Source organism: Paenibacillus dendritiformis (genome assembly GCF_945605565.1).
Classification (GTDB): domain Bacteria; phylum Bacillota; class Bacilli; order Paenibacillales; family Paenibacillaceae; genus Paenibacillus_B; species Paenibacillus_B dendritiformis_A.
This window is the reverse complement of sequence record NZ_OX216966.1, coordinates 753,985-771,958: the sequence shown is the minus strand read 5'-3', so window position 1 is coordinate 771,958 and position 17,974 is coordinate 753,985. Positions and strand designations below refer to the sequence as shown.

At 58.1% G+C, this 17,974-nt stretch carries 15 protein-coding genes; 7 read left to right on the top strand and 8 right to left on the bottom strand.

Features of this window, described 5'->3' with window-relative positions:
* Nucleotides 1-55: 55 nt before the first annotated feature.
* From NNL35_RS03360 to NNL35_RS03345, 4 genes are all read right to left on the bottom strand, one after another.
* On the bottom strand, nt 56-811 hold the full coding sequence (locus NNL35_RS03360; protein ID WP_006678684.1) for a LytR/AlgR family response regulator transcription factor: 756 nt from the start codon (nt 809-811) through the stop codon (nt 56-58).
* Nucleotides 805-2,574, bottom strand: coding sequence for a sensor histidine kinase (locus tag NNL35_RS03355; RefSeq protein ID WP_006678683.1), 1,770 nt, complete (start codon nt 2,572-2,574; stop codon nt 805-807). Before NNL35_RS03355 ends, NNL35_RS03360 begins: the two co-directional genes overlap by 7 nt.
* 158 nt (nt 2,575-2,732) lie before the next feature.
* Nucleotides 2,733-4,412: an arginine--tRNA ligase gene (gene argS, locus NNL35_RS03350; protein WP_040733206.1), complete on the bottom strand. Its 1,680-nt coding sequence runs from the start codon at nt 4,410-4,412 to the stop codon at nt 2,733-2,735.
* Nucleotides 4,413-4,434: 22 nt separating this feature from the next.
* The gene (locus NNL35_RS03345; RefSeq protein ID WP_006678681.1) at nt 4,435-4,926 is read right to left on the bottom strand and encodes a YwiB family protein; all 492 of its coding nucleotides are present in this window, start codon (nt 4,924-4,926) and stop codon (nt 4,435-4,437) included.
* 439 nt (nt 4,927-5,365) lie between these two features.
* Between NNL35_RS03345 and NNL35_RS03340 the strand changes: the two genes are divergently transcribed.
* The 5 genes from NNL35_RS03340 to NNL35_RS03320 all read left to right on the top strand — a co-directional run bounded on the left by NNL35_RS03340 (nt 5,366) and on the right by NNL35_RS03320 (nt 9,352).
* The gene (locus tag NNL35_RS03340; protein ID WP_254552924.1) at nt 5,366-5,725 is read left to right on the top strand and encodes a KGG domain-containing protein; all 360 of its coding nucleotides are present in this window, start codon (nt 5,366-5,368) and stop codon (nt 5,723-5,725) included.
* Nucleotides 5,726-6,050: 325 nt separating this feature from the next.
* Nucleotides 6,051-6,671, top strand: a complete 621-nt coding sequence (locus tag NNL35_RS03335) for an ankyrin repeat domain-containing protein (protein ID WP_006678679.1) — start codon at nt 6,051-6,053, stop codon at nt 6,669-6,671.
* 72 nt (nt 6,672-6,743) lie between these two features.
* On the top strand, nt 6,744-7,964 hold the full coding sequence (locus NNL35_RS03330) for an amidohydrolase (protein ID WP_006678678.1): 1,221 nt from the start codon (nt 6,744-6,746) through the stop codon (nt 7,962-7,964).
* Nucleotides 7,961-8,470: a nucleoside deaminase gene (locus NNL35_RS03325; protein WP_006678677.1), complete on the top strand. Its 510-nt coding sequence runs from the start codon at nt 7,961-7,963 to the stop codon at nt 8,468-8,470. Before NNL35_RS03330 ends, NNL35_RS03325 begins: the two co-directional genes overlap by 4 nt.
* 18 nt (nt 8,471-8,488) lie before the next feature.
* Nucleotides 8,489-9,352 carry a LysR family transcriptional regulator gene (locus NNL35_RS03320; protein WP_006678676.1) on the top strand — a complete coding sequence of 288 codons (864 nt, stop codon included), beginning with the start codon at nt 8,489-8,491 and terminating at the stop codon, nt 9,350-9,352.
* A 161-nt stretch (nt 9,353-9,513) separates the two neighbouring features.
* Here the strand turns inward: NNL35_RS03320 and speB are convergent, their stop codons facing one another.
* Both speB and speE read right to left on the bottom strand, forming a co-directional pair.
* Nucleotides 9,514-10,383, bottom strand: a complete 870-nt coding sequence (gene speB / locus NNL35_RS03315; RefSeq protein ID WP_006678675.1) for an agmatinase — start codon at nt 10,381-10,383, stop codon at nt 9,514-9,516.
* A gap of 36 nt (nt 10,384-10,419) precedes the next feature.
* Nucleotides 10,420-11,247, bottom strand: coding sequence for a polyamine aminopropyltransferase (speE, locus tag NNL35_RS03310; RefSeq protein ID WP_006678674.1), 828 nt, complete (start codon nt 11,245-11,247; stop codon nt 10,420-10,422).
* 401 nt (nt 11,248-11,648) lie between these two features.
* Between speE and NNL35_RS03305 the strand changes: the two genes are divergently transcribed.
* On the top strand, nt 11,649-13,703 hold the full coding sequence (locus tag NNL35_RS03305; protein WP_006678673.1) for a transglycosylase domain-containing protein: 2,055 nt from the start codon (nt 11,649-11,651) through the stop codon (nt 13,701-13,703).
* A gap of 154 nt (nt 13,704-13,857) precedes the next feature.
* Here the strand turns inward: NNL35_RS03305 and NNL35_RS03300 are convergent, their stop codons facing one another.
* Together NNL35_RS03300 and NNL35_RS03295 are read right to left on the bottom strand one after the other, a co-directional pair.
* Nucleotides 13,858-15,015, bottom strand: coding sequence for a CynX/NimT family MFS transporter (locus tag NNL35_RS03300; protein WP_006678672.1), 1,158 nt, complete (start codon nt 15,013-15,015; stop codon nt 13,858-13,860).
* A 174-nt stretch (nt 15,016-15,189) separates the two neighbouring features.
* Nucleotides 15,190-15,867: a FadR/GntR family transcriptional regulator gene (locus NNL35_RS03295; RefSeq protein ID WP_006678671.1), complete on the bottom strand. Its 678-nt coding sequence runs from the start codon at nt 15,865-15,867 to the stop codon at nt 15,190-15,192.
* A gap of 887 nt (nt 15,868-16,754) precedes the next feature.
* On the opposite strand from NNL35_RS03295, the gene NNL35_RS03290 reads away from it, so the two are divergent.
* Nucleotides 16,755-17,957 carry an IS256 family transposase gene (locus tag NNL35_RS03290; RefSeq protein ID WP_111155816.1) on the top strand — a complete coding sequence of 401 codons (1,203 nt, stop codon included), beginning with the start codon at nt 16,755-16,757 and terminating at the stop codon, nt 17,955-17,957.
* The last annotated feature ends 17 nt before the right edge of the window (nt 17,958-17,974 follow it).

Below are 17,974 nucleotides of genomic sequence, written 5' to 3'. Positions count from 1 at the left end.
CGGACGTCGCCACCGCCACCGAGAATTCCCGAGCCGGCTTCGTCCGAATCACGCCTCATGACATCCCGAGCAGCTGCTTCAATTCCTTCATATAGGTGCGGCTGACCGGAATGCGGGATCCATCCTGCATCTGAAGATGGCAGGTCGAATGGAACCATGGCTGAATCTCTACGATGCGATCCAGATGGACGAGGAAGGCCCGGTGCACGCGGACGATAGAAGGATGATTCAGCTTTCGCTCCAGCTGGGTCAGTGATTCGCCGACCTTATATTTCCGTTCGGTCGTCGCAATGACCGTCTTCCCCTCTTCGAATCCGAGGTATACGATATCGCCGACATGCAGTACGATAATCCGTTCGTCGACCGTGATCGCCAGGCGCTCCTGCCGCTCCCGCTCCGCCAACCCGGCCCGGGCGGCGGGCGATGCCGAAGCCGGATAGCTCTCCCGCTCGTGGAGGCGCAGCAGCTTGCGGATCGTCTGCTGGACCCGCTGCTCGTCGAACGGCTTCAATATATAGTCGGCTGCGTTCAACTCGAACGCCTTCAGCGCAAATTCATCATACGCGGTAGCGAACACGACATCAGGCGGCGCTTCCAGCTCCCGGAGCCGGCCGGCGATATCGAGCCCGCTCTCTTCCTGCAGCTCAATATCGAGGAAGACCACATCCGGCTGCGCCGCAGCGATTCCCGCCAAGGCGTCCTCCACCGCGTCCGCTTCGCCGACGACCTCCACCTGCCTCGTCCTTCTCAGCAAATAAATCAGCTCATCTCTTGCCAATGGCTCGTCATCGACGACAAAGGCCTTCAGCATGATGCTTCCCTCCATTCATGGAACTGAATCGGCACGGCGATCATCACCGTCGTCCCGTGTCCGGGCTCGCTGTCTATTCGGAAGGAGGCCTGCTTCCCGTATATCTCGGCCATCCGCTGCCGGATGTTGTACAGCGCCGTTCCGGTGCCCTCCGCCGAATCGACGGCCTGGTTGCCGAGCGCCCCCTGGATGTCCTTCGAGATGCCTTGTCCGTTGTCCCGGGTCAACAGAATCATCCGGTCGCCTTCCCGGTACGCTTGCAAGGTGACGCTCCCGCAGGGCGGGGCCGCGCCGCGGGGGAAGGCATGCCGCACCGCGTTCTCGACGAGAGGCTGCAGCGTGAACGGCGGCACGAGCACATCCTCCAGCTCCGGATCGATATCCGTCGAGACGGTATACTTGTCCGGGAAGCGCGCCTGCTCCAAGGACAAATACGCTTCCACATGCTCCAATTCTTTGTGCAGCGGAATGAGCATCGTCCGTGCGCCCTGCAGATTGCTGCGGAAAAAGATGCTGAGCTGCTGCAGCAGATCGCGGGCCTTCTCCGGATCGGTCCGGCATAGCACCGAGATTGTGTTGAATGCATTGAAGAGGAAATGCGGATGAATCTGGGCCTGCAGCGCCTTAATCTCCGCATCGCGGAGCAGCTTGCTCTGCAGTTCCGCCTCGGCGAGCTCCAATTGGGTGGAGAAGAGCTTGCTCAGCCCTTCCCCCAGCTCCTGCTCAACCTGATCGAGCTGCGTGGAGCGGGCGAAATACAGCTTCAAGGTGCCTACTGTCCGGTGATGCGCCTTGAGCGGCAGCACGAGGGCCGCCTGCAGGACACAGTCGGGATTGAGGCAATGGATCTCCTCTCGTGCTCTTGCCGTATGAATCCGCCCTTCCTTCAGCACGGTATGCGTCAACTGGGTTGAGATCGGCTGAAGCGGCACATGATGATCGGACCCTGCTCCGACATGGGCCAGTATCTGATGCTCATTCGTGATCGAGATGGCGTCGGCATTGGTCTCCTTCAATATAATAAGGGCCGCCTCCCGGCAGGAATGGGCGTTCAACCCTTGGCGGAAATAGGGAAGCGTCTGATCCGCGATGTAGAGGGCCTGATGGGTCTGCAAGGCACGGGTCCGTTCCTCCTCCTGGAATATCGACTGGATAATCAGCATGAAGAGCAGCGTGCCGAAGCCGTTCACGACAATCATGGGCACACTGATCATTTTGACCAGCTCCAGCGCATGGCTCCAAGGCTCGGCCGCCAGCAAAATGATGCCCATCTGCGCGCCCTCCATCAATATGCCGATGAGGGCCGCATGCCAAGCCGCATAACGGTTCTGAATGCGGAAGCGCTTACCGATAAGGCCAGTGAACATCCCGGCCAGTATCGTCGAGATGCCGCAGGCGAAGGCGGTGTATCCGCCAAGCGTCAGCCGGTGAATGCCCGCGAGCAGGCCGACGCCTGTCCCGACCAGAGGCCCGCCGAGCAGCCCGCCGATGGCCACCCCCATAATGCGCGTGTTGGCGAGCGCGCTGCCGCTATCGACGCCGGCGCTCCACGCCTGGGTCGAGATGAGATTGTCATGAATCTGGACGGCGGTGTAATTGCTTACAATTCCGAATGCGCCGAAGACGACGATCAGCATCAGCTTCTCGGCAATGCCATGCTCGTTCTGAATGATCTGCCGGAACGACTTCATCCGCGACAGCACAAACGCGATAATCAGCAATATACCGACCCGCTCCAGCATTAACGGAAGCAGGTGAACCATGGGCCTCACCTTCTCTTATGATGATTGTGCTTCTATTATACCTGAGAACCGGAAATAGACGATGGAGAAACATGCCATTCCAAGCATAGCAAAAAGCCGGCCCCGACAGGCGGAAACCGGCTCAATAGCGTGTTCATATTCTCGTCTTCGCCGCTGCCTTACATCCGTTCCGGAGCGGATACGCCGACCAGACGGAGCACATTGGCCAGCACGGTGCGCACTGCGCCCAACAAGGCCAGGCGGGCCTGGGTCTGCTCCGCATCCTCGGTAATGACGCGCTCCGCCTTGTAGTAGCTGTGGAAGAGAGACGCCAATTCATAGACATAGCGGATGAGGCGGTGCGGTGCATAATCGCGCGCGGCGACCGCAATCTCTTCCGGCAGCTCGCCCATTTTGCGAAGCAGGTCGTACTCATGCTCTGCGGTCAGCTTCGCCAGATGAATCTCCGCCAGCGGCTTCCGTGCGATTCCCTGCTCCTCCGCCTGGCGGAAGATGCTGCAAATCCGCGCGTGCGCATATTGCACATAGTAGACCGGATTCTCATTGGAGGTCGAGATCGCCAGATCCATGTCGAAATCAAGATGCGAGTCCATGGAACGCATCGTGAAGAAATAGCGAATGGCGTCGACGCCGACTTCATCCATCAGATCCTGCATTGTCACGGCCTTGCCCGTGCGCTTGGACATCTTCACCTTCTCGCCGTCCTGATACAGGCTGACCATCTGGGCGATCAGCACGATCAGCTTGTCCGGATCGTTGCCCAGCGCTTCCATGGCGGCCTTCATCCGCGGAATATAACCGTGATGGTCCGCTCCCCAAATGTTGATGATCTGATCGTACCCGCGATCATACTTATCCATATGATAGGCCACATCCGGCGTCAAATACGTGTATGAGCCGTCATTTTTGATCAGCACGCGATCTTTGTCATCGCCGAATTCGGTCGTGCGCAGCCAGGTCGCGCCTTCATGCTCATACACCTTGCCGCGCGCCTTCAACGCATCCAGCGCCTTGATCACTTCGCCGTTCTCATACAGCGAGGTCTCGCTGAACCAGACGTCGAACGGCACGCCGAAGCGTCCCAGATCGCGCTTGATCTTATCCAGCTCCTTCTCCAGGCCATAGCTGCGGAAGAACACCAGCCGCTCGGCATCCGGCAGGTTCAGCAGCCGATCTCCTTCCTTCTCGATCAGTTCCTGCGCGAAGCCCTTGATATCTTCGCCGTAATAGCCGTCCTCCGGCATCTCCGCATCCTGCCCCAGTGCCTGCTTGTACCGGCACTCGATCGACTTCGCCAGATTGTTGACCTGATTGCCTGCATCATTAATGTAATACTCGCGCGTCATCTCATAGCCGGCGAAATCAAGCAGATTGCAGAGCGCGTCGCCGACGGCCGCTCCGCGAGCATGGCCCAGGTGAAGGCTCCCCGTCGGATTGGCGCTCACGAACTCCACCTGGATGCGCTGTCCGGCGCCCATGCCGATTCGCCCGTAATTGTCGCCCTGCTCGCTGACTTCGCGGATCACATCATAGAGATAGGACCGGTCCATCCGGAAGTTGATGAAGCCCGGACCTGCAATCTCCGCGCTCTGGATCGAAGCCGCCGACAGATCCAGATGCTCCACGATAGCCTCCGCGATCTGGCGCGGATTGCGCTTGGCAATGCGGGTCAGCTGCATAGCCGCATTCGTCGCCAGGTCGCCGTGCGACTTATCCTTAGGCACCTCGATGACGAAGGCCGGAAGCTCCGATTGCTCCGCCAGTCCGGCCTTGACGACGGCTTGTTCGATCGCCGCTTTGACAGACTCGTTCATTTTTTCCATTACACTCATGCTCATGTAACCTGCTCCTCCTAATGCTTCAGCGGGCCTCGGCCCGTATCTGTAGTTGAAAATAACCGGCTCGCTCTTCTTCCATATATAGCGTATAGGACCATGACGCCGTCCAGGCGCGCAGCCTTCCGGCTTCATCCTGCTCATATACGGGCGGCTTCCAGTCCGATGTCTCCGTGACGACGGAGAACCGCATGCCGCTTACTTGATAGTAGCCGCCGCCCCGCCCGTCCTTGACGAAGGACAGCTCCGAGTTCACGCTGCCCCGGCGCATCAGCTTGCCGCCATGCTCGCCCGCCTTGAAGGTGACGGAGGTCTCCAGCGGATCTTCCCCGGCAACTCCAGCTGCCCCGGGCCCGACCGGACGCTCTGTATCGGAAGCCGATTCCTTGTACAGCAGATAGAAGCTGCTGCCTTTCCGGTACAGCTCGCCATCCGCATAGAGAACGGTAACCTCGCCATCCTGCCGGCTCTCTATGGCGATGCGGACGCGCTCGGCTCCTGTGTGATCATTGCTCATCTGATTCAACCTCAATCCCTGATGTGCATCCTCTTATCTTATCACTTCATTATCCGGTATGCGTGCTTCTTTTGCAACATGGAATGAGGCGGCTCAATCAATCGCAGCAAGGCCGCTCAAGCCGGTATCAGCCCAGTCTGGTCTGTTCCCGCGTATTCTGTGCGATTCCTAAGAAGTGATGGACAGATGGACCTGGATTGGCCGCTAAACTGCAGGCTTGCCAGCAGGAACGAATAAGGACTGATGCGGGAACTTCATTCCTGATTCATCTCTCGATACAGGCGTTATATATAGACTACCTCGCCGGATCTCCCATCAAGGAGATGCGGTTTTTTTCTTTATATTGGTTTTTATTCCTTTTGTTTCACAATCGGGTGAGCGGGTAAAACAATAATAGCTTCACACAATCAACTCAACAACCTACAAGGAGTGATTCAGAATGGCACAGAAGAACATGAGCCGTGAAGAAGCAGGACGGTTAGGTGGAGAGGCGACATCCCAAAGTCATAGCAAGGAATTTTATCAGGAGATTGGACAAAAGGGCGGCGAATCAACCTCCCGGTCCCACGATAAAGATTTCTACGAGGAAATTGGGCGGAAAGGCGGCGAAGCGACTTCCCGTACCCACGACAAGGAGTTCTATCAGGAGATCGGCCAAAAGGGCGGCGAAGCCCGCGGCTATTCGGATAACGATGATAACGGGAATAACCGGTCCAATGGCAATGACGGGAAGATGAGCCGCGAGGAAGCGGGGCGGAAGGGCGGAGAGGCCCGCGCCCGGCAGCGGAATGAACGCTAGTTGCTGAAGGTATGACGGATTCCGGCAGGGACGCCGGCTTCGATAACGAAGAGGGAGCTGCCTCCATGGGCGGCTCCTTTTTTTGCGTTGTGCGGGCTGGATTTGCACACCCTATATATATATGGAAAACATATCGAAAATGAATAAAATATATATTTTTCATATGGACGAGCCAATGATACGATGACATCAATACGATAATCGAGGCAGAGGAGCCAAGCGCCCCTGCCGTGCATCTTGGGATTGGGCTGACTTATCGACCGGCTGGACGCTTCCTCACCGGATGATGCGCCGCCGGAATTGATCCGACAGGAGTGTGATCTCGATGAATAACCGATTGATTGAAGCGGCCGGGCGTGGACAGACGGACACCGTCCTCGCGCTTATCCGGGAAGGGGCAGACATCAACGCCACGAATGCTTCCGGCTGCACTGCCATTCTGGCTGCCGTGCACGGGCGGCATGCGGGCACGGTCCGCGCGCTGATCGAACTCGGAGCTGAAGTGAACAAGCAGGATCAGCGCCGCGACAACCCGCTCTTGCATGCAGGCGCCGAAGGGCTGCTCGACATGGTCCGCCTACTGCTGGGGGCGGGGGCCGACACCCGCCGGACGAACCGGTTCGGCGGCACCGCGCTCATTCCGGCTGCGGAACGCGGCCATATCGCTGTCGTTGAAGAGCTGCTGACCCATTCGGATGTCGATGTCAATCATATCAATAACCTGGGTTGGACCGCGCTGCTGGAAGCCATTATTCTTAGCGACGGCGGGAGCACCCACCAGCGCATCGTCAAGCTGCTGCTCGATCATGGAGCCGATCCCCGCATTGCGGACAAGGATGGCTTGACCCCGCTGGAACATGCCGCGAAGCGGCGCTATCGCGAGATCGAGAAGCTTCTTGCTGAAGCGATCGCGCAGGCCGGCGAGACGGAGCGGCGGTCACGATAACGGTCCTGCCAGCTGCCGGAGCCTGCGGCATCTTGTTCATCCCATATCATCAACATGAAAGGAAGGGATTTAATGTATAGCGAATACTGGCTGACGCATGTCCGGCTGGAGACCGGCTACACGAAGGAAGAGGGCCGCATTACGGGCACCTCGACATCGTTGTTCCATATCCGCATCAAGGAGGGGATCATGGAGGAGATTCGTCCGGCGGCCTCTCTTCCGGCCGACCCGCTGCCGCGGATCGACGCGCAGGGTCTGCTCCTGCTGCCGCCCTTCCGCGAGATGCATATTCATCTGGACAAAACCTATTACGGCGGACCGTGGAAAGCGGTCCGGCCGGTCTCGAGCATCTTCGAGCGAATCGAAGAGGAACGCCGCCTGCTGGTGGAACAAGCTCCCTATGTCAAAGAGCGGGCGGCGCATATTCTCGACCTGATTCTGCGCAACGGCTCCACTCATCTCCGGGCTCACGTCAATATCGACCCGGTCTCCGAGCTTCGTAATCTGGAGAAGTGTCTGGAGGTCCTGGAAGCCTACCGCGACATGCTTACGTATGAGATCGTCGGCTTCACCCAGCACGGGCTGCTCCGCTCCAACGTGTCCGGGCTGCTCCGGCAGGCGGCCCGCAGCGGCGCAGGCTTCATCGGCTCGGTCGATCCGCATTCGGTGGACGGCGATATGAAGCAGTCGCTCGCTACGCTGATGGACATTGCCGTCGAGACGAATACGGGCATCGACATCCATGTCCACGACGCCGGGGAGCACGGCTTGGCCACTCTGCATTATCTGGCGGATCTGACCGAGGATGCCGGCTGGCAGGGCCGCGTCGCCGTGAGCCATTCCTTCGCCTTCGCCAGCGCCTCCCCGGAAGAGGCCGCCGAGCTGGCAGACCGGTTCGCCGCGCTCGGCATCGCGGTCCATTCAACCGTGCCGATCGGGCGGCGCGTCATGCCGCTGCCGATGCTGAAGGAACGAGGCGTGCCTGTCGGGCTCGGCACGGACAGCTTGACTGATCATTGGTCGCCGTTCGGCACGGGCGACATGCTGGAGAAGGCGGGACGGCTGGCGGAGCTGTACGGTTACTCGCATGAGCATGGACTGTCTCAGGCGCTCGGCTACATTACCGGGGGAGTTACCCCGCTGAATCCGGACGGGCAGCAAGTCTGGCCGGCGCCGGGCGTTCCAGCGGGAGGCGTGCTCGTTCATGCGAGCTGCTCCGCCGAGGCGGTGGCCCGCAAGAGCATGCGGCAAGCCGTGCTGCATCAGGGCCGGATCGTGGCGGGGTCGCTATGACCGGCCCGCACGGACAGGACCGGCAGACGATGAGTCATCAGGCGTTCATGGAACAGGCTATCCGCCTGGCTTACGAGCATACGGCCCGCCGGGGAGGCAAGCCGTTCGGGGCGGTCCTCGTCCGTGAAGGCCAGGTCATCGCCACAGCCGTAAATGAAGTGCTGACGAGCCATGACCCGACCGATCATGCGGAAATGCGCGCCATCCGCGCCGCCTGCCGGCAGCTGGGCACCCCCGATCTGTCCGGCTGCGTGCTGTACGCCAGCGGCGAACCGTGCCCGATGTGCCTGAGCGCGGCCTATCTGGCCAAGCTGCCCGTCATCTATCACGCCTACGGGCAGGCGGAAGCCGAGGCGGCCGGGCTGGGCACGAGCTGGCTGTACAAGCAGATCGCCCTGCCAGCGGAGGCGAGAACGCTCCGGCTCATGGCCCAGCGGGCGGACGCTGAAGCGGACTCGCCGTATGCAGCCTGGATGCGCCGCCAGACCGACCAGAACAGCGGATAATCACAAGGGGGAGCGGATATGGATGTAAGGCAGCTTCGATATTTCATCGCCATCGCGGAGGAACGGACGATTACGGCGGCGGCCCGGAGGCTTCATATCGCCCAGCCGCCGCTCAGCCAGCAGCTGAAGGCGCTGGAACGGGAGCTCGGGGTGCAATTGATCTGCCGCAGCCGCAAAGGGCTGGAGCTGACCGAGGCGGGCCAAGCCCTCTATCGGCACGCGGCAATGCTGCTCAAGCAAATGGAGGAAGCCGAGCAGATTGTGCGGGATATCGGAGGCGGCACGCAAGGAACGCTTAAAATCGGCGTGAACACGCTGTCCGATCGCCGCCTGCCGGACTGGCTCCGCGCCTTCCGGGCGTCCCGTCCCGAGATGAGATACAAGATTCACCAGAACGACTCGCGCCAGCTGTGCAAGCTGGTGAAGGAACGGGATATTGAACTCGCCCTGATCCGGCTTCCGCTCGATCTGTCAGAGTTCTGCGTTCACTCCTTCCCCGCCGAGCCGTTCTACTTCCTGGCCGGCCGCACCTTCCAGCCCCCGCATCCGGAACTGACGCTCCAGGACATTGCTTCCGCTCCGCTCCTGCTGCCCAGCACGGAAGGGCTCGGTGTCTACCAGGTGATTATGGACGCGTTCCGCCGGCGCCGCCTCGAAGCCCATATCCTGGGGGAATGCTCCGACATTTCGCTATTGATGGAGCTCGTCTCCACCGGCTTCGGCATGAGCATCGTACCGTTGACCGTGCAGGGCCGCTGGGCGGAGGAGAACATTCAAGCGTTCCCTCTTCCGGAGATTAGCGGCGCTTCGGCTCTAATCTGGCTGAAGGAGCATCATTTGTCCCAAGCGGCGCTGCAGTTCATCGAGATCGTGTCGCCATAAAATAAAGAAACCCTTCACACTCATCTCCTTGCGCCGAAAGGCGTTGCGGAATGCGATGTGAAGGGTTTTGGGTCTGGATTATTGTAAAAACCCCTTCATTCGCCTCCCCGCAGCATGGCGGCAGAAGATGATGAAGGGGTATTAACGTGATGCGTTCGATGTTACTTCACGAAGCCAAGCAGCATCTCGCGGATAATCTTGCTGGCCGTAATCGGCGTCTGCTCGGTCGGGTCATAGATCGGCGCGACTTCCACGAGGTCGCAGCCGACGACGTTCGCCTCGGAACGAGCAATGAGATGCACCGCTTCGAGCAGCTCCTTGGACGTAATGCCGCCCGCTTCCGCCGTGCCGGTGCCCGGCGCGCAGCTCGGATCGAGCACGTCGATGTCGATCGTGACATAGACCGGACGTCCTGCCAGCTCCGGCAGCACGCTCTTCAGCGGCGCAGCCACATCGAACGGATGGAAGTTGATGTTCTCGCGGGCATAGGCCCACTCCTCGCGGGAGCCGGAACGGATGCCGAATTGATAGATGTTCTTGCCGCCCATTAATTCCGCCGCCTTGCGGATCGGCGTCGAGTGCGACAGCGGCTCGCCTTCATACTGCTCGCGCAGGTCGGCATGCGCATCGATGTGGATAATCGCCAGATCCGGATACTTCTTATATACTTCCTGAATGACCGGCCAAGAGACGAGATGCTCGCCGCCCAGGCCGACCGGGAACTTGCCGTCAGCGAGCAGCTTGCTCACGAACTCCCCGATGATGTCCAGGCTCTTCGCCGCGTTGCCGAACGGCAGCAGCAGATCCCCGGCATCGAAGTAGTTCAGCTCCTCAATGCTCTTGTCGAGATAAGGGCTGTATTCCTCCAGTCCGATCGAAACCTCGCGGATGCGGGCCGGGCCGAAGCGCGAACCCGGACGGAACGAGACCGTATAATCCATCGGCATGCCGTAAATGACCGCCTTGGCGCTCTCATAATCTTCCGAACTGTAGATGAACACGTTGCCCGAATATTTTTGATCCAATTTCATAGGTATGCTCCTCCTCGCTGCAGCCTGCCTTACGGCTTACTTGCAGAGATCCTCGACGAATTTCGGTAATACGAAGGCGGCGTGATGCAGACGCGGCGAGTAGTACTTCGTCTCCATCTCCGGAATGCTCGCTTCCTCGACCTTCAGCGGATCATGCTTCTTGCTGCCCATCGTGAACGTCCACATGCCGCTCGGATAGGTCGGAATGTTCGCCGCGTAGACACGGACGATCGGGAAGATCTCCTTCACGTCGCGGTTCACCTTCTGAATCAGATCTGCCTTGAACCAAGGATTGTCCGTCTGTGCGACGAACAGGCCGTCATCCTTCAACGCATCGTAGATGCCTTGATAGAAGCCGCGCTCGAACAATGGAGCTGCAGGGCCCACCGGCTCGGTAGAGTCGACCATAATGACGTCGTACTCGTTCTTGCTGTTCAATATATGCATATATCCGTCATTCACCTGCACTTCAACCCGCGGGTTGTCCAACTCGCAGGCGATTTCCGGAAGGTATTTTTTCGAATATTCGATTACTTTGCCGTCGATATCGACAAGAACGGCCTTCTCGACCGAAGGATGCTTCATAATCTCGCGCATGACTCCCCCGTCTCCTCCGCCGACGACAAGCACTTTCTTCGGATTTGGATGGGTTACGAGAGCCGGGTGCGCCACCATTTCATGGTAGACGAATTCATCCTTCACCGTAGTCATGACCATGCCGTCCAATACGAGCATTCGTCCGAATTCTTCGGTCTCCAGCATGACCAAATGCTGAAACGGCGTCTGTTCATTCACGTAGGTCTCGCGAATCTTCGCCGTAATGCCAAAGCTGTCCGTCTGCTTCTCTGTAAACCACAATTCCATAGGAATCAACCTTCTTTCTTATCGGTAATGGTATCGTTGGTCCCTGCCGAAATGCTCGTAATGGTTCCCATGTGTACATTCGTAACACTTCATCTACATATCACACCAAGCTGCTCAGTGTATAAATAGACCAATTGTATTATACGCGAGTCACCCCGTCTTAGCAAAATAAAAAAACAGCCGGCAGCGAATCCTGTCGCGGCGCCCAATCAGGCTTCCGTTTCTCCTCATTTTGCCCCTGTTTCCTGTATCCCGGATACAGATGAAGACCCGCTTGCAATGTGCTCCGGCATCCGATTTTTTAGCTTGCCAGGAATAAGCGATTCTATTCTTTTCCATACTGAGAAATAACGTGAATGGATGTCGAACGAACGGGAAATCGGGGATAAGGAGGAGTCATAATGGATCGACGCCGCACAACAACCAAGAAGCGCAAGCGGCTTCGCTTGCTGCTGATCAGCTCCAGCGCCGCCTTCGTCATGGCGATCGGCGTGGCTGCCTCCGTGCTCGGCTACCTCTATGTAAGCGACCTGCCCGTCACCGCGACGGATCAGGCCTCGCGGATTCTCGATGGCCAAGGCCAGTTGCTGACGACACTGTCTCCGGGCCAGAAGCAGCAGGTGCACGTCCCCTTGAAGGATATCGCCGAGGATCTGGTGCACGCGACGCTGGCTACGGAGGATCGCCAGTTCTATCATCATCCCGGGATCGACGTGAAGGGCGTCGCACGGGCAGTGCTCGTCAATCTGGAGAACATGTCCGCGCGACAAGGAGCCAGCACGTTGACCCAACAGCTGGCGCGCAATCTGTATTTGAGCCATGAACGGACATGGAAGCGGAAGGTGAAGGAAGCGCTGTATGCCATGCAGCTGGAGATGAAGTACACCAAGGACGAGATTCTCGAGATGTATCTGAATCAAATCTATTACGGGCACGGCGCCTATGGGATCGAAGCGGCGGCGCAGCTCTACTTCGACAAATCGGCCCGCGAACTGACCTTGGCCGAGAGCGCCATGCTGGCGGGCATTCCGCGCGGCCCCGTCTATTATTCTCCCTTCCTGCAAATGAAAAATGCGAAGGATCGGCAGAAGACCGTGCTGAACGGCATGGTCGAGACCGGATATATCTCGCAGGAGGCGGCCGACAAAGCCTACCACGAGATGCTGACCTTCCGGCCGCAGACGGAACGCCCGGATACGCTCGTCGCCCCCTACTTCCGCGACTATGTGCGGCGGGAGTTGACCGATCTGGGCATCCCGGAAGTGACGGTCGACGGCGGCGGCCTGCTCGTCTATACGACGCTTGATGCCCGGGCGCAGCAGGCGGCGGAGGAAGCAGTGGCGAAGCAAATACCAGCGGAAGGGGATCTGCAGGCAGCCCTTATCGCCATCAATCCGCGCAACGGGTACATCAAGTCGATGGTCGGCGGCAAAAACTACCGCCTCAATCAATACAACCGCGTCTTCGCCGACACGCGCCAGCCAGGCTCGGCCTTCAAGCCGATTGTCTATCTGGCCGCCCTGGAGGAGAAGGCGATCACGGCGGCCACCCACTTCGTGAGCGAGCCGACGGCTTTTCCTTATGACGACGGGCGGCAGGTGTACCGGCCGAGCAACTATGGCGGCAAGTATCATGGCGACATCGATCTTCGCCAGGCGATGGCCGCCTCCGACAACATCTATGCGGTGCATACGCTGATGCAGATCGGCCCGGACAAGGTCATCTCGCTGGCGCGGCGGCTCGGCATCGACGGAGCGATGAAGCCGCTCCCGTCCCTGGCGCTCGGCACCTATCCGGTCAGTCCGTTCGACATGGCCGCCGCCTACGGCGTCTTCAGCAATGAGGGCAAGCGGGTCATCCCGCGTGCGATCCTGAAGATTACGGATCAGGCGGGCCGAATATTGTACGAAGCACCGCCAGTGGAGGCGGAGCAGGTCGTGAACCCGGCGGAAGCTTATGTGCTCACCAGTCTGATGGAGAGCGTATTCGAAGCGGGCGGGACCGGCAACCGCGTCTCGCCGGTCATCAAGCGGCCCGTAGCCGGGAAGACGGGCACGACCGATGCCGACGCCTGGATCGTCGGCTATACCCCGGAGCTGTCGACCGCGGTCTGGGTCGGCTACGACCGGGGCAAGAACATCTCGCTGACCGAATCGCACAAGGCCGCGCCGATCTTCGCCGAGTTCATGGAGAAGGCGCTGCACAGCGTGCCGCCCAAAATTTTCACGGTGCCGGATGATGTGGTCAGCCTCTATATTGATCCGGATTCCGGACAGCTCGCCGGTGAGGATTGTCCGGGCAAGCGGCTGGAGACGTTCGTCAAAGGAACGGAGCCGACAGAATGGTGCGGCCTGCATAGTTCAGCGAAGCCGGAAGCCGTACCGGACAAGCCGATCGAGAAGGAGCCGGATAAGCGCTCGTGGTGGCAGCACTTCAAGCGCTGGTGGACCGGATGAGGCATCGAGCATGAGACGATCAGGCGCTCATGCCGAATACGCAGGATGAAGAACAGCCGGACCGCCGGTGCCGCTCCTTGTGAGGAGTTGCGCCGTCGTCCGGCTGTTTGGCTGTATTGTCCGCAGCGGGATCGGCCCGGGAAGCGGCTTCGACTTAGTCGATATACCGATTCCGCCCCGCTCCCAGACCAGCGACGACCATGATGGAGGATGTGCCGAGCAAGGCGATGACCGGCCACGTCCAGGCCGCCGTCACATCATGCAGCGCCCCGAGGCATATCGGGCCGAGCGCCGCCAGCGCGTAGCCCATGGATTGGGACATGCCGGACAGCGCCGCGGCTTGCGTCGCATTTCTGGCGCGAAGCGCGATGAAGGTCAGCGCCAGGCTGATGCAGATGCTCTGCCCGATTCCCATCAAGAGGACGGCAACGGTCGCAATGGCGGCGTTATCGATCAGCAGTCCGGCATAGCCGGCCATCCCGATAAGCGCCCCAGCGGCGGCCACGAGCCGTTGATCCTTCAGCCGTTCCGCAATCGCCGGAATAAGGAAGTTGAACGGAATGCCGGTCAACTGCATGACCGACAGCATCCAGCCAGCGTTGACGGGAGACCAGCCGTGACTGAGCAGAATCTCCGGCAGCCAGGCAACGGACACATAATAATTGAAGGATTGGAAGCCCATATAAATCGTAACCTGCCAGGCGAGACCGGACTTCCATACATTCGCGGTCTTGCCGGAGGCGGCACGCTTCGCGCTGCCGCCGCTCCGTGCCTGGGCAGACCGGGCCATCGGCAGCCAGACCAGCAGGCCGAGCAGCGACAGCGCGGCCCACATCAGGAGCGTGTTCCGCCAGCCCCAGCCTGCGCCCTGAGACAGCGGCACACTGATGCCCGCGGCAATCGAGGCGAAGATGCTCATCGTCATGCTGTACAGGCCGGTCATGAAGCCGACCCGGTTGATGAAGTTCTGCTTCACGATGCTCGGCAGCAGGACGTTGCACACGGCGATCCCGATGCCGACGCCTGCGGTTCCGACGAAGAGCAGCGGAACGGAATCGAAGGCGCGAAGCCCGATCCCAATCGTCATGAGCGCCAGCGTCGCGACCAGCGTGCGCTCTGTCCCGTAGCGGCGCGCCAGCGAAGGCGCGAACGGGGACAGCACGGCGAAGCCGATCAGCGGTATCGTCGTAAGCCAGCCGACGGCCCCGTTCGACAATCCGGTATCATCGCGAATGAAGCCGATGAGTGGCCCCACCGAAGCGATGGCGGCGCGCATGTTCGCGCCTACAAGCAAAATCCCCAATAAGAGCATCACTAACGTTTTATTTGACGGAACCGGTTGTTCTGCCTGCAGTGCGGGTCTCAATATGCATCTCTCCCTCTTCTTTATCTCTACATTTATCTGTTTCTATCTGTCTTCTCTCCATGTGTACGTTATGTGTAAGCCGAATAGGCATCCACAGGCATCTATCTGCCGGATGGCCATTCATTCGGATATATCGAAGTTCAGCTCCAGCAATTGGCGTACGAGCTGCTGCGCCGCGTTCCCGTCCTGCCGCTCGATCGCGTCGACCAGTTCCTCGTGGAAGCAGGCCATCTTCTCCCGCTGCGGGCTGCGCTTGATGAACAGATCCACCGATTGCCGCACCGCATCCGCGATGCTGCTGTATAGGTTGACTAGGAGCTGGTTATGCGTCGCCGTCGCCAAAGCCAGGTGAAACTGATAATCATGGCGGACATAAGCGTCATCGTCCCCGATGCGGAACGATTCGCTCATCAGGCCGAGCCAGCGGCGCATCGCTTCCAGATCCGTATCCGTGCGCCTCTCCGTAGCCAGCCGCGCGATCTCCCGCTCCAGACAGAAGCGGACCTCGGCCGCCTCCCTTCGATCCGCCTTCATCAATTGATGATGGAGGATCGCATTCAAGCTGCTCTTGGAGCAGACATACGTTCCGTCGCCCTGCCGCGCCTCCAGCACGCCGACATGAATAAGCGACTTCACCGCTTCCCGAATGCTGTTGCGGCTCACATTGAAGACTTGCATCAGCTCGGGCTCAGGGGGGATGCGGCTCCCCAGTGGCCACGAATCCGATTGAATCAATTGCTCGATCTGTTCGATGACCTGCTCTACTAGTGTTTGTTTCTTAACCGGACGAAGCTCCACGTTACTCCTCCTCAGATCGCAAACATAGGATGATTGGATGTTTGTTTGTAATCATACAGGTGTCCGAGAACGATTGTCAATCAAATTTTAAGTGTTCCGGTTCTACATCACTGTGCTTCCGGTCGGCCTCATCCACCGCGTGGCAGAAGAACGCCGATGAGATTAAGGGATGCTTGTGCCTTGCCAGCTCACTAGCGTTTGGCCGCTTGAGCCATGTGAGTGTAAACATACAGCTTATGCGCTGCGGTCCGGAAAAAAGCTGCAATTCACTGAACTCCCTTGAATGAAAAGAAAACCCTGCGAATATCGGGCTGTTGAGAAAGTCTGAGGGATTTTGTGGCACTCCATTTTTTTGTGTGGTGGACCTCGTCTCTCCGTAGAAAAATCGATTTAAAACGCTATGGGGGCCAAGTTTTGAGTAGGAAAGTGGACAATCTTCACCCCTTCGTAAAAAACAGGGGTTTTCCAATTGCCTGAAAACTGCACGATTTCCCTAGACACGTCTATCCGGTAGGCGAAATCCGCCAAACTGCACGATTTCTCCAGACACGCACCTATTCGGTAAGCGAAGTCTGCAAAACTGCACGATTTCAACACCTATTCGGCAAGCGAAATCCTAATCCTGCGCAAATACAGCAATTCGATATGGACGACTTTACCAGAAGGGGAATCCTGCACAACTGCAGGAATTTCACCCGTTTCGCTTCGGCTTGAAGCAAAAGGGCCTAAAATGATGTAGATTTGCAGCAATTCCTCGGGATGTGGACTCATTGAGAGCTAAGTCCATATAATTGTGTAAAAAGAAAATGGCAAAAAAGTAGAGCCATAGCAAGGATCCTCGTATAGAATGAGGTTGTCGAGACAACATTCCAAAGGAGGATCTAGCTATGACTCAATACCAGATTACCCTAGATTCACAACTTTTGCATCAACTGTTTTTATCCGAATCAAGAGATGAGGGGATAGCGACCTTATTAGAATCTATCTTGAATCAAGTTTTGCAGGCGCAGGCAACGGAACAGTTGAAGGCAGGACACTACGAGCGCTCAGAAGAGCGTGCAGGTTACCGTAATGGAACGTACCCTCATCGGCTGACAACACGGGTGGGTCAATTAACCCTGCAAGTACCGCGTTTCCGCAACGGTCAGTTCTCTACGGAACTCTTTGCTCGTTACCAACGAAGCGAGCAGGCCCTTGTCTTAGCCATGATGGAGATGGTACTTAATGGTGTGTCAACGCGAAAAGTAAGCAATATCACCGAAGAACTATGCGGGACAGAGTTCTCCAAATCAACAGTTAGTGAGCTCTGCAAACAGTTGGATCCCCTCGTAGAAGAGTGGAATAACCGAAAACTGGACAAGGCCTACCCTTTTCTTATTGTCGACGCCCTGTACGTCAAAGTCCGGGAAGACGGCCGTGTGCGCTCACGTGGAGTGATGATTGCCACAGGGATTAATGCGGAGGGCTATCGGGAACTGCTTGGACTTACCGTAGATGATACCGAGTCAGCAGCAACGTGGGGGGCTTTCTTTACGCACCTCAAAAGTCGCGGGTTGCACGGTGTTGATGTCATTACAAGCGACCATCACGGTGGTTTGGTTAGTGCGATTCGGCAACATTTCCAAGGCGTAACCTGGCAACGGTGTCAAACCCACTTTATGCGTAATATTCTGGACGCTGCTCCTAAATCATGCCGTGATGAATTAAAGGCCCATGTAAGGGCCATCTACGAAGCTGCGGACGAGACCAGTGCCCGTACACTGCTAAAACGGACACAAGAAGCATTTGAAGATAAAGCTCCAAAAGCCATGAGGGTCTTGGAAGAGGGCTTTGACGATGCGACAGCGATCTTGGCACTTCCGGCTGCCTGTCGGATACGTACGCGCACCACAAATGCCGTAGAACGTCTAAATGGCGAGTTGCGGCGGCGAGAACGCGTCATTCGCATTTTTCCCAACCGAGCCTCTGTCCTTCGTCTTTTTGGAGCCTTGTTGATTGAGCAGGACGAAAAGTGGTCTGCTGGGAAAAAGTATATCGAGATGAAAGAGTACCATGAGTGGAGGAAGAAGCTAAACAAGCCTGCAGCTTAGGCATCTTTTTGCTCTGG

Excerpts from the sequence above, each read along its gene's own strand:
- NNL35_RS03360 (WP_006678684.1), bottom strand. The coding sequence starts at position 811 with ATGCTGAAGGCCTTTGTCGTCGATGACGAGCCATTGGCAAGAGATGAG.
- NNL35_RS03300 (WP_006678672.1), bottom strand. The coding sequence starts at position 15,015 with ATGCTCTTATTGGGGATTTTGCTTGTAGGCGCGAACATGCGCGCCGCC.
- speE (WP_006678674.1), bottom strand. The coding sequence starts at position 11,247 with ATGGAATTGTGGTTTACAGAGAAGCAGACGGACAGCTTTGGCATTACG.
- NNL35_RS03340 (WP_254552924.1), top strand. The coding sequence starts at position 5,366 with ATGGCACAGAAGAACATGAGCCGTGAAGAAGCAGGACGGTTAGGTGGA.
- NNL35_RS03290 (WP_111155816.1), top strand. The coding sequence starts at position 16,755 with ATGACTCAATACCAGATTACCCTAGATTCACAACTTTTGCATCAACTG.
- argS (WP_040733206.1), bottom strand. The coding sequence starts at position 4,412 with ATGAGCATGAGTGTAATGGAAAAAATGAACGAGTCTGTCAAAGCGGCG.
- NNL35_RS03330 (WP_006678678.1), top strand. The coding sequence starts at position 6,744 with ATGTATAGCGAATACTGGCTGACGCATGTCCGGCTGGAGACCGGCTAC.
- speB (WP_006678675.1), bottom strand. The coding sequence starts at position 10,383 with ATGAAATTGGATCAAAAATATTCGGGCAACGTGTTCATCTACAGTTCG.
- NNL35_RS03345 (WP_006678681.1), bottom strand. The coding sequence starts at position 4,926 with ATGAGCAATGATCACACAGGAGCCGAGCGCGTCCGCATCGCCATAGAG.
- NNL35_RS03320 (WP_006678676.1), top strand. The coding sequence starts at position 8,489 with ATGGATGTAAGGCAGCTTCGATATTTCATCGCCATCGCGGAGGAACGG.
- NNL35_RS03355 (WP_006678683.1), bottom strand. The coding sequence starts at position 2,574 with ATGGTTCACCTGCTTCCGTTAATGCTGGAGCGGGTCGGTATATTGCTG.
- NNL35_RS03325 (WP_006678677.1), top strand. The coding sequence starts at position 7,961 with ATGACCGGCCCGCACGGACAGGACCGGCAGACGATGAGTCATCAGGCG.
- NNL35_RS03335 (WP_006678679.1), top strand. The coding sequence starts at position 6,051 with ATGAATAACCGATTGATTGAAGCGGCCGGGCGTGGACAGACGGACACC.
- NNL35_RS03305 (WP_006678673.1), top strand. The coding sequence starts at position 11,649 with ATGGATCGACGCCGCACAACAACCAAGAAGCGCAAGCGGCTTCGCTTG.